We start from the raw sequence: 14500 nt of genomic DNA, 5'->3' as shown, positions 1-14500 counted from the left end.
CGCCAGCCCCGCGTGTCGGACGCGGTTCTCATTCCCAACACATCGACGTATTGCCAGGCTTGCATGTGTGTGGTGAGGTGATGTTGTGGAAACAGGGATCTCCGAGGCCGCCGAGCTGTTCAAGGTCCTGGGAAGTGAGCCGCGTCTGTGGCTGCTTCGACTCCTGAGCCTTGAGCCCCGCACCGTCGGGTCCCTTGCGGACGCGACGAAGCTCCCGCAGCCCCTGGTGTCGCAGCACCTGCGGACACTGCGTCTCACCGGTCTGGTGACCACTCGCAAGGAAGGTCGGTCGGTCGTCTACGCGTTGGCGGACGAGCATGTTGCTCACGTCATCGCCGATGCCCTCGTCCACGTCCAGGAACCCCGCGACGCACACGCGCGCACGAACGAAGAGGAACCAGCATGAGCATCGACACGCACGCCGAGCACACCGTCGGAGAGCACCACCACGGCCAGGACTGCGGACACGAAAGCGTCACCCACGGCGACCACGTGGACTACCTCCACGGCACCCACCGCCACGCGCTCCACTCGGACCACTACGACGAGCACGAATCCGTCGCCGAGCACTCCGCCGACGAGCACCGTCACGGCGCCGGATGCGGACATCAGAGCGTCGAGCACGACGGACACACCGACTACCTTCACGACGGGCACCAGCACGCCGCTCACGAGGACCACTACGACGAGCACTGAGCGTCGTCGGGTCGGTGGGGGACCTAGGCTCCGATGTCGCGGTGTCGGAGGGCAAGCGCATCTCCCGTCGGCCGAGAACCAGGGCCAGGACCACGCGACCGCCGGCGTGCCGGTCTCCTTCGAGGCGCGCAGCAGCGGTGACGCTCCTCATGGACGTGGCTGCGTCGCAGTCGGACGGGCGACCGCAGGCTGCGGGGGTCCCTGGCTCCACGGCCCGGGCCGTCCGAAGAGGTGCCGATCGCGCAGTCGCGACCCGGAAGTCGGCGCAGAACGACGGCAACCCCGCCGCCCAGGGGGCGACGGGGTTGCCATCACTGCAGGTCAGTGTGCAGGCGGTGCTGCGAAGCTGACCGACGTCGGACGATCAGACGTCGTAGTAGAGGGCGGGCCGATCCAACGATCCGGTATCGCCGCAGGTCACGGGCGTACTCCGACGAAGCTGACGGATGTGTCTGCATCTCTCGTGCGTCCCTTCGGCGTCTCTGCGGCTCTGCTTGTGGCAAGAAATGGGGCACGCGCTGACGCGATGTGGACCCGCGACGGTACGCCCCTCGAGCGGGCCCGGCTAGGGGAGGAACGACCTCTAGCTGCCCTCAGCGGGTCCTCGACATCAATCCCGGGCTCGACCTCGTACCGAGTAGAAGTGGGTGCCAGCGCCGGTGTTGTTGATGACGCGCCGCTGGCGCAGGTGGCCAGGCCGAGTCTGTCGTGGTCGACACCGGCGCCGACGCGACCGCCCTGCGAGCGGTCCACGTTGCGCTGTTCGGACGGCTCGAGCAACCGACCTGGGGGCTCGAGCACCTGCACGGGTACGTGGAGGTACTGGGGTCGGCGTGGCCGCGTCCTCCGCCGCGTGCGCTGGTGTGCGACCTGAGTGGCAGTCGCTGTCAGATCGGACCTACACTGTTTAGCAAGGGCGCCCGCGAGGTCGAATCACGGTCGATTACAGGTCAGAGGTTCATGCCTAGGGCCGGAGAGTGAAGGTGAGATACATGGACGCGCAAGACCTCAAGGTCGCCATCGTCGGGAGCGGGAACATCGGTTCCGTCGTGGCGAGGCTCGCAGCGAGCGCGGGCATGGAGGTGTTCCTCAGCAACTCCAGGGGTCCAGAGACCCTGGCGGACCTTGCTGCCGAGCTCGGCGACCGGGTGCACGCCAGCACGGTGCGGGAGGCCGTGGCCGCGTCCGACGTGGTGGTCGTCTCGATCCCGCTCGGTCGGTACCGCGACCTGCCCGCCGACGCCTTCGAGGGGAGGCTGGTCCTCGACGCGACGAACTTCATCCCGTTCCGCGACGCGGACGTTGCGGACCTCGCCGCAGCGGCCCCGTCGCCGAGTCACCTGCTGCAGGACTTCCTGCCCGGCGCGGACGTCGTGAAGGCATTCAGCAACATTTACTCCGGTCACCTGCTGGCGCTGGCGCGACCGGCGGGCTCGAAGGACCGCAGCGCACTGCCGGTCGCCGGCGACATCTCTGCGGCCAAGGTGAGGGCGACGGAGCTCCTGAACCTGTTGGGCTGGGACGCCGTTGATGCCGGGCCGCTGGTCGGCTGCAGCCGATTCGAGGTGGGTCGTCCGGTGTTCGTGAAGGCATACATGGCGGACCCCAGCGGCTCGGGTGAGGACTGGGGCGCGCGGATGACGACCGATCCCGGTAAGCCTCTGCCTGCTCACCGCGTGCGCGAGCTCCTCTCCGCAGAAGCCTGAGTCCGAGCGGGGGGCGCACGCGTCGCCGTGCTCGAGGCGAGGTTTCGGGTCCAGCGCTCACCTCCGCCTCGAGCCCCCAACGGCGGCCCCTTCCCGCCTGAGAACGTCCTCGTCAGGCGCGTGAGATGCGCGGGGTGAGCGCCCCCATCACGGCGTCGAGCTCTGTGGCCACCTGGCTCGAGGTTCGCAGGTGGTCGCATTGGCCCTGCGTAGCATTCAGGGCGGCGAAGGCGGCGCCCACGACTGCGCAGACGACGGGTCGCTCGGGTGCGTCGCTCCGCGAGGCCAGGCACTCGATGAGCTGGCGCTGCACGGTCTCCATCCGTTCCAGGTAGGCAGCCCGGAGGGTCGGGCTGGACTCCACGATCGACCACATCAGCATCGCCCGCTCCTGGCCGGCGGCGTCGTTGTGGAATGCGATCGCCGGGGCGAAGCCGTGACGCAGCGAGACCCACAGGTCCTCGTCATCGGGCCGAGCGGCGACAGCCTCGACCATCGCTTGCCCCTGCTCGACGAACGTGGACAGCACGAGGTCGTCCTTGCCGCCCACGTGCCTGAAGAACGTGCGCTGTGACATCCCCACGGCTGCGGCGATCTGGTCCACGGTCGTGGCGTCGAAGCCGTGCTCACGGAAGAGCCGCTCGGCAGTCGAGGCAATCTCAGCGTGGACTGCTCGGCGCGCGACGTCGCGGAGTGGTGAGGTCGTCGTCATGCCGGAGATGCTACCAGCCCGCTCGTTTGACAGTGACTGTCACGTGGGTCGTAGAGTGGCACTGCTCGGGACTCGAGCGATCACTCGAAGGGACACGCTCTTGGCTCTCTCTGCCACCGAGGACGACCAGCACGCGCTCACAAATGTCGCCGCTTCGTCCGATCGACTGCCCCGCCCGCTGAAGCTGGTCATCGGCCTGCTGCTGGCCGGCGCATTCGTGATGATCCTCAACGAGACGATCATGAGCGTGGCGCTGCCGACGCTGATGGTGGAGTTCTCGGTGGACGCAGCCACCGCCCAGTGGTTGACGACCGGGTACCTGCTGACGATGGCCGTGGTCATCCCCACGACAGGGCTGATGCTCCAGCGCTACTCCACCCGGGCTGTCTTCGTCGCCGCTCTGACCCTGTTCACGATCGGGACGCTGCTGTGCGCTGTCGCCCCCTCCTTCTCCCTCCTGGTTGCCGGCCGCGTCGTCCAGGCGATCGGGACCGCGATCATCCTGCCGCTGATGACCACGACCGTGCTGACGCTCGTGCCGGTCTCTCGGCGCGGCAGCACGATGGGGCTGATCTCGATCGTGATCGCGGTGGCGCCCGCCGTCGGGCCGACGTTCTCGGGCTTCATCCTGGACTCGCTCGGCTGGCAGTGGATGTTCCTGACCGTGCTGCCGATCGCTCTGGTCGTGCTGGCCGTCGGCGCAGTCCTGGTCAAGGACTTCTCCGCTCGCCGCAGCACGCCCTTCGATGCACTGTCGGTGGTCCTATCCGCCGTCGGTTTCGGTGGCCTGGTCTTCGGGCTGAGTGCGATCGGTAAGGGCGGATCCACCCAGGGCTCGATGTCTCCGATCGTCCCGCTCATCGCCGGCGTCGTGGCCCTTGCGGTGTTCGTCCTGCGTCAGATCTCACTTCAGCGACGAGACGCGGCGCTGCTCGATCTGCGTCCGTTCCGGGTACGGGCCTTCTCCCTCGGGATCGTGATGATCATGGTCTCGATGCTCGGCCTGTTCGGAACGTTGATCCTGCTGCCGATCTACCTCCAGCAGGTCATGGGGCTCGGGACCCTCCAGACCGGCCTTGCCCTGCTGCCTGGTGGTCTGGCCATGGGCATCCTCGCCCCGTTCGTCGGTCGGGCCTACGACCGCATCGGCCCTCGACCGCTGGTGGTGCCGGGATCCTTCGTCGTGGCCCTGGCACTGCTGGGGATGTACCTGCTCAACGACTCCAGCACCCTCACGCAGATCATCACGACCCACGTCGTCCTCAACATCGGTCTCGGCCTGGTGATGACGCCACTGCTGACCACCACCCTCGGATCACTTCGCAGCGAGCTCTACTCCCACGGCAGCGCCATCACCAACACCCTCCAGCAGCTCGCGGGCGCAGCCGGCACCGCCCTGTTCATCACCGTCATGACTGCGGTCTCCAACTCGGCCCTCTCGGAGGGGACAGACCCGGTCGCCGCACAGGCCGCCGGGATTCACGCTGCCTTCCTGTGGGGCGCCGTCCTGGCCGCGATCGCGGCGCTCCTGTCCTTCACCGTCAAGAGGGCCGCCAACCCCGCCCCATCGGCGCCGTGCACTAGCTCGAAGCAGACACGCGACCCTCCCTCGACCAGTCAACCCATCCAGGAGATGCCGTGACTCTCAAGCTGTCCGTCCTCGACCTCGCCCCCGTGGCCCCACACCAGAGCATCGGTGAGAGCCTCGCCGCCAGCGTCACCCTCGCCCAGCAGGCCGAAGCATCGGGATACTCCCGCGTCTGGTACGCCGAGCACCACAACATGCCCAACATCGCCTCCTCGGCCACCGCCGTCCTGATCGCCCACATCGCCGCCCACACCCGCCACATCCGTGTGGGCGCCGGCGGGGTCATGCTCCCCAACCACTCGCCCCTGGTCGTGGCCGAGCAGTTCGGCACCCTCGAAGCGCTCCACCCCGGACGCATCGACCTCGGCCTGGGCCGGGCCGCAGGGTCCGACGCCCTCACCAGCGCAGCGCTGCGCCGCCGCCCCAGCGCAGCCGACGACTTTCCCCAGGACGTCCGAGAACTCCAGGGACTACTCAGCGACACCCCGCCGGTGCCGGGAGTTCAGGCCATCCCGGGAAGTGGGACCCACGTCCCGCTCTACATCCTGGGAACCTCACTCTTCGGCGCCGTCCTCGCCGCCCGCCTCGGCCTTCCCTACGCCTTCGCCAGCCACTTCGCTCCCTCGCTCCTCCACGAGGCCGCCGAGACCTACCGCACCCACTTCGAACCCTCACCCCAAACCCCACGTCCCTACCTGATCGCAGGGGTCAACGTCATCGCTGCCGACACTCGCGAGGAAGCCTTCGCCATCCGCCTGAAGATCCGGCGCGACGCCGCCGCGGCCCTGGCGCGGCCCGGTCAGGACGTGGACGAAGACACCGCCGACGCACTTCTACGGGGACCCGCCGATGCCCACTTCGACCAACTGATGCACTACACCGCCGTCGGCGACACCACCGACGTCGCAACGTACCTGCGCGACTTCGCCGCGAGCATCCGAGCCGACGAGCTCATCACCGCCCACCAAGCACCCACCCTGGACCAGCGCCTGCGCTCACTTGCCCTCGCCGCCCAGGGCACGGGAGTCACCCCCTCCACGACCTGAGCCCAACCACGCCAAGGAGCACCGTCATGACCACTGACACCCCGGACACCGCAAGCTCTCGCGCCACCGCCAAGAAGTTTCTTCAACACATGCTCGAGGGGGACACCCAGGCCCTGCTTGATCTGTTCCACGAGGACGGAACCTGGCAGATCATGGGCGAAACCGACGGGTTCACCCTCCTGAGCACCCACCCCAAGGCCGAGATCGCTGCCCTGATGCACACCGTCGCTTCGGCCATCGCCGTTCCGCACGACCTCACCGTTGGCGACATCCTGGCCGACGGCGACCGGGCCGCGGTCGAGATCCACCCCACCGCCCAGGCCGTCAACGGACACCGCTACGACAACCACATCCTCTTCCTCTTCCACGTCAGGGCCGGCCGAATCCACTCGCTCAAGGAGTACCTCGACACCCGGCACCTCGAAAAGATCACAAGCACCCGACGGGTCGAGGTACTCCCATGAACGCAGCAGCTGGCGCGTCACCCCCAGCGCAACCTCAAGAGGTGGCCCATTCGGGATGCTGAGATGCGCTCAGACATCGACCTGACGATCGTCATCGAAAGAGGTGCCAACGACAGGCGGAACAACGACGACGGCGCCACCCGCCTCAGGAGGTGAACGGCCCTGACGTCGTGTGAGAAGACAGGCAGAGAGGTCTCTGCCTCTCCTAGGGTTCTGCGGATCATCGAACCGCCGCCGGGCCGCGCAGAGGTGCACTCCGGACAACCCAATTCGCAGCTTTTGCGCCCAGGGTCGAGAGCGGCGGGACTGTAGATGCTCTGAGCGCCTGTCGGGTCCGCTCCACCCCTCGGTCGATGAAAGCTGTGGCCGGGAGCTTCCCCGTCCGTTCGTCAGAACATCAGCACGGGTCGTCCCCGCAGCCCGCCTCTCTCTACGCGTCGGTGTGCCTCGGCGACCTGCTCGATGGAGTAGTCCCAGCGGCGCGGAGCGTGAGAACACCGGCCTGTGCCAGATCGCGCAGCTGCGTCAGGGCTGCGGTGTCATGGATGCGGTCGTAGACGAAGACCGGCGCCCAGGTCGCGCCCCGTGTCGGTCCGGTGCGCATCGTTTCCGCCCCAACGGTGCTCATCCGGCGGCAGCTGAGGAAGAAGCAGGCCGCCTGGCGGGACCGAGACCCGTGACTACGCGACAGTTTCGGCTAGTTCCTGGTTTTCGAGGGTGCCGTGGATCGACGCAGGACGAGCTCTGACACCAGGCCGTGCGGCGCTCGGGTCTCCCGGCCTTCGATCGTGTCGACGAGTCGGGTGACGGCCTCGGCGCCGTCGGCGTGGAAGTCGAGCCGAAGGGTCGTCAGGGGAGGGTTGAGATAGGCGGCTTCGGGAATGTCGTCGATGCCGGTGACGCTCACATCTTCGGGCACGCGCAGTCCGTGCTCGCTAAGTGCCAGCATGGCTCCGAGTGCCATCTGGTCGTTCGCCGCCACGAGCGCCGTCGGGATCGTCGCGGGATCCAGTCCGATGATCGCCTCGTAGCCCGAGGATGCTGACCAGTCTCCCTGGACCGTGCGCACGATCGTCACACCGAGGGTCTCGGCAGCGGCCTCGAAGGCTCGTGAGCGGTTCCTGGCGGCAGACCAGGCATCGGGTCCCGCGATGTGGATCACCTGGCGGTGGCCGAGCTCGGCGAGGTGTGTGAGCAGTGCGGGAACTCCGACCGCGGTGAGCTGCGACCGGGTTGCCGCGACGCTCTCGTCCGACTCGCCCGCGACAACGGCAGGTACGACAAATTGAGTTCGGTCGAAGGCGCGGCGCATCTCGTCGGTGGAGACGAGAGCGAGAATCCCCGCGAGATCGTGCTGCATGAGAAGGGTGAGGGCGCTCTGAATGGCGGCGGGATCGCTAGCGTCCAGAGCGACGATGTCGAGCAGGTAGCCGGCTTCCCGAGCGGCGTCGCTCGCTCCTTGCACGATGTGACTCGGCCCCACCTGGCCCAGCTCGTGGGTGAGCGCTCCGATGCGGTGAGACCGTCCGGTGGTAAGCGAACGAGCCGTGAGGTTGGGGCGGTAGTCAAGAGTCTGGATCGCCTGCGCAACCTTCTCGCGAGTGGCGGGCATGATGCCGGCGTATCCACGGATGTAGCGGCTCACGGTCTGGTGGGAGACGCCGGCCTCGCGCGCGATGTCGTAGATCGTCGCCGGCTTCCGGGTCCCGCGCGTCGACTCCGTCGTCATGAGGCCCTGCTCCTCGCTCGGGCCGGGTGGCTCTCTCCCGGCTCTCCCGGCTCATCCTAGACGGCTCTCACACGTCGCGGCATGTTAGCGACAACATCGTTGCGGCCGCGCAATGTTTCCGGTCACTTGTTTCCGGTAACGTCCTGGCGTACGGTGCTTCGCAGCACCCGCCACGACCACGGAGCTCGCAGCATGTCGACGACGACGCAGACCACCGCCTCCCCCGGGATCCACCTCGGGGTCGCCTACTACCCCGAGTACCACCAGACCGACCGCCTGCACCTCGACCTGGACCTCATGGTCGAGGCCGGCATCACGCTGATCCGGGTGGGCGAGTCCGTGTGGTCCACCTGGGAGCCGTCCGACGGCGTCTTCGACCTCGAGTGGCTGGCCCCGGTGCTGGACGCCGCGCACGAGCGGGGCCTCGCCGTCATCCTCGGGACCCCCACCTACGCCGTGCCGCCGTGGCTCCAGGTCAGCTACCCGGAGATCGCCGGGGAGCGACGCACGGGGGAGCGGATCCCGTGGGGCGCCCGCCAGGAGGTCGACTACACCCACCCGGCGTTCCGCTTCCACGCCGAGCGGGTGATCCGCAAGGTGGTCGCCCGGTACGCCGAGCACCCCGCCGTCATCGGCTTCCAGGTCGACAACGAGCCGGGCCTCGAGCTCTTCCACAACCACGGTGTCTTCACGCGGTTCGTGCGCCACCTCAGGGCGACCTACGGCGACGCCGAGACGCTGAACCGCGAGTGGGGCCTGACCTACTGGTCGCACCGGATCGCGGACTTCTCCGAGCTGTGGCGTCCGGACGGCAACTCCTTCCCGCAGTACGACCTCGCGTGGCGCCGCTTCCAGGCGCAGCAGACCACCGAGTTCATCGCGTGGCAGGCCGGGATCGTCCGCGAGTACTCCACGGACGACCAGTTCGTGATGACTTGCCTGCAGTACCCGCGCCGCGGCGTCGACGACCGCGAGGTGTTCGAGGCGCTCGACGTCACGGCAGGCAACCCGTACTACGGCATGCAGGACCGGCTCGAGCACGGCGTCGAGCGCTCGCAGCTGAACTACTGGACGACCACCGGCGTGGCCGGGCTGCTGCGGCAGGCCGACCGTCTGTTCTCCTCCAAGCAGGCCCGCTACCTCGTCACCGAGACCAACGCGCAGGCCATCGACGACTCCTCCCACAGCTTCCCGCCCTACCCGGGCCAGCTGCGCCAGGCGGCGTTCGCCTTCATCTCGCGCGGCGCCTCCACGATCGAGTACTGGCACTGGCACACGCTGCCCTACGGCGCCGAGACCTACTGGGGCGGCGTGCTGCCGCACAGCCTCGTGCCCGGCCGGGTGTACGGCGAGGTGAGCGAGCTCGGGAGCCAGCTGGCCGCCGTCGGACCGCGCACGGAGGGCTTCGAGCCCGACGCCGACGTGGCCGTCCTCTGGTCCGTGCCGAGCCGCTACGGCCTGCAGTTCATGCCCCCGTTCGCGGTCGACGGCGCCGGGGACGAGGAGTCCTACGAGCACATCGTCGACCCGTTCTACCGCGGGGTCGTCGACGCCGGCCGGCAGGCTCGTATCCTCCATCTCGAGCAGGCGCTGGCGCTCGGTGCCGAGGCGCTCGTTACCCGCTTCCCCGTGCTGATCGCGGCGGGCGCGTACGTCGCGACCGACGCCGAGCTCGACCTGCTCCGCGAGTACGCGGCCCTCGGCGGCCACCTGGTGCTCGGTCCCCGGACCGGCTACGCCGACCACGAGGCCCGCGCCCGGGTGGCGGTCAGCCCTCCCCGGCTCACCGAGGCGGCCGGCGTCAGCTACGAGGAGTACTCCAACCTGGAGGACGACATCGAGCTGCTCGCCACCGGCGACGCGCTCACCCTCCCGGCCGGTGGCCGCGCCCGCCTGTGGGTCGACGGCCTCCGGCCGGACACCGGCGAGACGCTCGCCACCTACGCCCACCCCCGGTTCGGCGACTTCGCCGCGATCACCACGAACGCGCACGGTTCCGGGCGGGTCACGACCGTCGGCTTCGTCCCGGACCCGGCGGCCGCGGCGGCGCTCGTGCGCTGGGCCTCCCCGGCGGCGCTCGTCGACCAGCTCCTCCTCGACCCGCCCGCCTCCGTGACCGTCACGTCCGGCGCGAACGCCCGGGGTGAACGCCTCTGGTTCGTCTTCGGCTGGTCGTGGGAGGCGCAGAGCCTCGCCCTGCGTCCCGAGGCCGACCTCGTCGACGCGATCTCGGGGGAGCGGTGCGACCCCGCGCAGCCCCTCGTCCTCGCCCCCTGGGACGTTCGCGTCCTGGTGGGCCCCGGCTCCCACCCCTGAGCCGCATCTTCCGTCCCACCCCATCCCGCACAACGATGTGAACTAGGAGCACCAGTGACCACGACATCCCACGCTCGCCGCAGGGTCGCAGCAGCCACCCTCGCGGCCGCGGTCGGCCTCACCCTCGCCGCCTGCAGCCCCGGCGGTTCCGACGGCGACGCCGGTGGCGGCGACGCCTCCGCCGAGGCACTCGACGCCGCCCTCGAGGAGGGCGGAGAGCTCACCTACTGGACGTGGACCCCCGCCGGCGAGGCTCAGGCCGAGGCGTTCATGGCCGAGCACCCGAACGTCACCGTCGAGGTGGTCAACGCCGGGACCGCCACCGACCAGTACACGACGCTGCAGAACGCCATCCAGGCCGGCAGCGGCGCCCCTGACGTCGCGCAGATCGAGTACTACGCGATCCAGCAGTTCTCCCTCACCGACGGTCTGCTCGACCTGACGCCCTACGGCTTCGGTGACCTCGAGGACGACTACACCGCCTCCACCTGGGAGTCGGTCAGCCAGGGCGGCGGCATCTTCGGCCTGCCCCAGGACTCGGGGCCGCTCGTCATGCTCTACAACGCCGCCGTGTTCGAGAAGTTCGGGCTCGACGTCCCGGCGACGTGGGACGAGTACGTCGCCGCGGGCGAGGCGCTGCACGCCGCCGACCCGAGCCGCTACATCACCTCCGACGGCGGTGACCCCGGCTTCGCGCAGCCGCTCATCTGGCAGGCCGGCGGCCGCCCCTACCAGGTCGAGGGCGACACGGTCACCGTGGACCTGCAGGACGAGGGCACGCAGCGCTGGGCCGACATGTGGAACCAGCTCCTCCAGCCGGGCCTCCTGTCCGACGTGCCCACCTGGAGCGACGACTGGTACCGCAGCCTGAACGACGGCTCGATCGCCACGATCATCACGGGCGCCTGGATGCCCGGGATGATGGAGGCCTCCGTGCCCGACGGCGCCGGAGACTGGCAGGTCGCCCCCGTCCCGAGCTACGACGGGGCCACCGAGACCGCCGAGAACGGCGGCAGCGCCCAGTCCGTGATCAAGCAGACCGACAGCCCCGCGCTGGCCGCCGCGTTCCTGCGCTGGCTGAACAACGGCGACGGCGTCGAGGTCTTCCTCGAGGGTGGCGGGTTCCCCGCCACCACCGCCGACCTGAACGACGAGGAGTTCCTGGCCTGGGCGCCGGAGTACTTCCGCGGCCAGGAGGTCAACAAGGTCCTCGTCGAGGCCTCGGACAACGTCGCCTCGGGCTGGCAGTACCTGCCGTTCCAGGTCTACGCCAACAGCATCTTCGGGGACACCGTCGGAAGCTCCTACACGAGCGACGCGGACCTCAACCTCGGTCTCACGGACTGGCAGCAGAGCATCGTGAGCTACGGCAACGAGCAGGGCTTCACCGTCGAGGAAGGCAACTGAGATGCCGCGCACGCAGACCCGCACCCGCGTCCTCGCACGCACGTCCGCCGTCGTCGCGGCGATCGCCCTCGCGGCCACGACCGCCGTCAGCGCGGCGGCCTACACGCCGACGGGAGGCACGCTCTACCAACTGCCCGACACCGCCGACTGCCTCAAGGGCCGCGGCAACTGCGCCGTCTACCCGAAATCGACGCAGCTGCCGAACGGTCGCCTGGTCGCCTCCTTCGAGCGGGCGACCGTGGTCCCCGCCTCGGGCGGGGCCACCGGCCTGACGCTGCCGATCTACGCCTCGGACGACTACGGCGACACGTGGGCCCCGCTGGCTGAGGTCCCCGCCCCGGCGTACCTGTCCGACGACCCCGAGGTCGCGCAATACACGAGCAACTGGACCAACCCGAACCTCTACGTGCTCCCCGAGACCGTCGGCGACCTCGAGGAGGGGACGCTCCTGCTGTCCTCGATCGTCTCCGGCGAGGACCGGTACTACACCGAGCGCAAGGCCGCCGACCCCTCGTGGGTCCCGAACAACGACGGTGACCGCGAGAACCTCGCGATCGCGCTGTACTCCAGCACCGACGACGGCGCCACGTGGGCCTTCGAGCACATCGTGGCGGAGGGCGGGTGGCAGGGCGGCAGCGCCGGCGCGACCGGCTCCAACGTCTCGACCGCGAACCTCCACCGCCAGGTCGACCCGCTCTGGGAGCCGCACCTGATGGTGCACGACGGCGAGCTGATCGTGTACTACTCCGACGAGAACGACTACCTCTCGGTGGACCCGACGACGGGCGTGCCGGTGATCAACCCGGCGAACGACACCGCCACGGACTCCCACGGCCAGGTGCTCGTCCACCGCACGTGGGACGGCACCGCCGCGCCGTGGAGCGAGCCGGTGATCGACGTCGCCGGTCTGACCGAGGACGTCGCGGGCACGTCGCAGATCGGTGGCGGCCGTCCCGGCATGACCACGGTCGTCCCGACGACCGACGGCAAGTGGCTGATGACCTTCGAGTACTTCGGTGGTGGGGCCAACACCCGGTTCAAGATCGCCGACGATCCGCGCGAGTTCGGCTCGGCGCCGAGCGACGTGGGGCTCGGTGTCAACCAGCTCCCGGTCGCCCCGGGATCGCGCACGCTCGCGATGGGCGGCAGCCCGGTCCTCCTGCACCTCGAGGACGGCCGTCTGGTCTACAACGCGTCCGGCAGCGGCAGCATCTGGGTGAACGAGTCCGGCCGGAGCGACGGCCGGTGGGTCGAATACCAGACCACCCTCGGCTCGGGCTACAGCCGCAACCTCCAGTACGTCGAGGGCACCGGTCAGCTGCTCATCCTCCAGGGCACGTGGGGCGGCCCGACCAGCTCGGCCGTGCTCCGGTTCGCGCACGTCGACATCGGTGACTCCGACGGCGCCTACTACCAGCTCGTGAACCGTGCGACCGGTCAGGTGCTCGGCACGGGCGACTCGGTCAACGACGCCAACCTCGGCTCCTTCGACGAGCCGGACGTGCAGCTCGAGGCCGCCGGCTCGGCCACCGTTCCCGACACGCAGTACTGGCGTCCGGTGACCAAGCCGGGCGGCGCGGTGACGCTCCTCAATGCCGCCGGCGGTCGCGCCGCGGCCATCTGGACCGGCAACCCGAGCGTCGGCCAGCGCGTCGGTCAGTGGGTCGACGACTCAGTCGGCGGCTCGTGGCGACTGGTCGACGGCGAGGAGGGCCACGTCCGCCTGCAGGTCGCCTCGAACAGCGGCCGCTACCTCACGGGCTCGGCGCCCGACGCCCCGGTGACGATCCAGAACGCCACCACCGACGGCACCCAGGACTGGCAGCTGGTGCGCCGTGCACCGTCGGCCACCGACCTCACGCCGGCCCGGGCGGACGCCGATCTCGTCGTGCCGACCACGGTCGACGCCGGGGCGGCGATCGAGCTCGACGCCGCCCGGTTCACCCCGACGGGGCTGCCGCGCAACGCGGACGTCGAGGGTGAGGTCTACGTGATCGTCGGGGACGACACCGTCCCGCTGGGAGCGGTGGCGTTCGACGGCGAGCAGCGCGGCAGCATCACGCTCCCGAGCGACCTCGAGCCCGGGACGGCGGTCCGGCTCGCCGTGGTCTTCGAGCGGACGGCGACGATCTGGGACGAGGTCACGATCGAGGGTGACGAGACGATCAGCTTCGTCGACGTCACCCCGAGCACGCAGTTCTCGTTCGAGATCAGCTGGCTCGCGCAGCAGGGGATCTCCACAGGATGGGTCACGGGTTCGGGGGAGCGGGAGTTCCGTCCGCTCAGCCCGATCAACCGTGACGCGATGGCGGCGTTCCTCTACCGCGAGGCAGGCTCGCCCGAGTTCCAGGCGCCGAAGACCTCGCCGTTCGTCGACGTGGCCACGGACGACCTGTTCTACGACGAGATCGCCTGGCTGGCCGAGCAGGAGATCACCACGGGGTGGGTCACGGCGAGCGGGGAGCGGGAGTTCCGTCCGCTCAGCCCGATCAACCGCGACGCAATGGCGGCGTTCCTCTACCGCGCGGCCGGTTCGCCCGCCTTCGAGGCGCCGGAGACCTCGCCGTTCGTCGACGTGGCCACGGACAACCAGTACTACGCGGAGATCTCCTGGCTCGCTCACGAGGAGATCGCGACCGGGTGGAAGGGCAACGACGGGACGTCCCTGTTCCAGCCCCTCGTCCCGATCAACCGGGACGCCATGGCGGCGTTCCTCTACCGCTTCGCCCACCTGGCGGAGTAGCACGCACCTCGCCGTGGTGCGCCCCTCAGCGGGCGCACCACGGCAGGCCCCGGACCATCTCGACAGGCAGAGGACGACGACGTGACCATCGCA

11 protein-coding genes are annotated in these 14500 nt (G+C 69.3%); 9 read left to right on the top strand and 2 right to left on the bottom strand.

What is annotated here, in order from left to right; all coding sequences use genetic code 11:
* Positions 1-85: 85 nt before the first annotated feature.
* The 3 genes from C8046_RS03465 (at position 86) to C8046_RS03455 (ending at position 2402) form a co-directional block, all read left to right on the top strand.
* On the top strand, positions 86-406 hold the full coding sequence (locus C8046_RS03465; RefSeq protein WP_109228265.1) for an ArsR/SmtB family transcription factor: 321 nt from the start codon (positions 86-88) through the stop codon (positions 404-406).
* Positions 403-696: a hypothetical protein gene (locus tag C8046_RS03460; RefSeq protein WP_109228264.1), complete on the top strand. Its 294-nt coding sequence runs from the start codon at positions 403-405 to the stop codon at positions 694-696. Before C8046_RS03465 ends, C8046_RS03460 begins: the two co-directional genes overlap by 4 nt.
* Positions 697-1688: 992 nt before the next feature.
* Positions 1689-2402, top strand: a complete 714-nt coding sequence (locus C8046_RS03455) for an NADPH-dependent F420 reductase (protein WP_109228263.1) — start codon at positions 1689-1691, stop codon at positions 2400-2402.
* Positions 2403-2514: 112 nt separating this feature from the next.
* Here C8046_RS03455 and C8046_RS03450 read toward each other — a convergent pair whose 3' ends face one another.
* Complete coding sequence (locus C8046_RS03450) at positions 2515-3114, bottom strand: TetR family transcriptional regulator (protein ID WP_109228262.1); 600 nt, start codon at positions 3112-3114, stop codon at positions 2515-2517.
* Positions 3115-3214: 100 nt separating this feature from the next.
* Between C8046_RS03450 and C8046_RS03445 the strand changes: the two genes are divergently transcribed.
* The 3 genes from C8046_RS03445 to C8046_RS03435 are packed head-to-tail and all read left to right on the top strand — an operon-like array spanning position 3215 to position 6212.
* The gene (locus C8046_RS03445) at positions 3215-4756 is read left to right on the top strand and encodes an MDR family MFS transporter (protein ID WP_235866070.1); all 1542 of its coding nucleotides are present in this window, start codon (positions 3215-3217) and stop codon (positions 4754-4756) included.
* Positions 4753-5748, top strand: a complete 996-nt coding sequence (locus C8046_RS03440; protein WP_109228261.1) for an LLM class flavin-dependent oxidoreductase — start codon at positions 4753-4755, stop codon at positions 5746-5748. Before C8046_RS03445 ends, C8046_RS03440 begins: the two co-directional genes overlap by 4 nt.
* 26 nt (positions 5749-5774) lie before the next feature.
* A complete protein-coding gene (locus tag C8046_RS03435; protein WP_109228260.1) occupies positions 5775-6212 on the top strand; it encodes a nuclear transport factor 2 family protein in 438 nt (145 codons plus the stop codon).
* Positions 6213-6909: 697 nt separating this feature from the next.
* Here C8046_RS03435 and C8046_RS03430 read toward each other — a convergent pair.
* On the bottom strand, positions 6910-7941 hold the full coding sequence (locus tag C8046_RS03430) for a LacI family DNA-binding transcriptional regulator (protein ID WP_109228259.1): 1032 nt from the start codon (positions 7939-7941) through the stop codon (positions 6910-6912).
* Between the two features lie 192 nt (positions 7942-8133).
* Between C8046_RS03430 and C8046_RS03425 the strand changes: the two genes are divergently transcribed.
* The 3 genes from C8046_RS03425 to C8046_RS03415 are packed head-to-tail and all read left to right on the top strand — an operon-like array spanning position 8134 to position 14407.
* Complete coding sequence (locus C8046_RS03425; protein WP_109228258.1) at positions 8134-10257, top strand: beta-galactosidase; 2124 nt, start codon at positions 8134-8136, stop codon at positions 10255-10257.
* A 54-nt stretch (positions 10258-10311) separates the two neighbouring features.
* Entirely contained in the window at positions 10312-11664 is a 1353-nt protein-coding gene (locus tag C8046_RS03420) for an ABC transporter substrate-binding protein (RefSeq protein ID WP_109228257.1), read from the top strand.
* A 1-nt stretch (position 11665) separates the two neighbouring features.
* A complete protein-coding gene (locus C8046_RS03415) occupies positions 11666-14407 on the top strand; it encodes an RICIN domain-containing protein (protein ID WP_109228256.1) in 2742 nt (913 codons plus the stop codon).
* Positions 14408-14500: the final 93 nt, after the last annotated feature.

Origin of the sequence: Serinibacter arcticus, assembly GCF_003121705.1 — a bacterium.
Taxonomy (GTDB): Bacteria; Actinomycetota; Actinomycetes; order Actinomycetales; family Beutenbergiaceae; genus Litorihabitans.
The sequence above is the reverse complement of the archived record's forward strand: the minus strand, read 5'-3'. Positions and strand labels throughout refer to the sequence as shown.

Bases quoted from the DNA above. Each gene is read 5' to 3' on its own strand.
- C8046_RS03460 (WP_109228264.1), top strand. From the start codon at position 403: ATGAGCATCGACACGCACGCCGAGCACACCGTCGGAGAGCACCACCAC.
- C8046_RS03455 (WP_109228263.1), top strand. From the start codon at position 1,689: ATGGACGCGCAAGACCTCAAGGTCGCCATCGTCGGGAGCGGGAACATC.
- C8046_RS03450 (WP_109228262.1), bottom strand. From the start codon at position 3,114: ATGACGACGACCTCACCACTCCGCGACGTCGCGCGCCGAGCAGTCCAC.
- C8046_RS03435 (WP_109228260.1), top strand. From the start codon at position 5,775: ATGACCACTGACACCCCGGACACCGCAAGCTCTCGCGCCACCGCCAAG.
- C8046_RS03430 (WP_109228259.1), bottom strand. From the start codon at position 7,941: ATGACGACGGAGTCGACGCGCGGGACCCGGAAGCCGGCGACGATCTAC.
- C8046_RS03425 (WP_109228258.1), top strand. From the start codon at position 8,134: ATGTCGACGACGACGCAGACCACCGCCTCCCCCGGGATCCACCTCGGG.
- C8046_RS03415 (WP_109228256.1), top strand. From the start codon at position 11,666: ATGCCGCGCACGCAGACCCGCACCCGCGTCCTCGCACGCACGTCCGCC.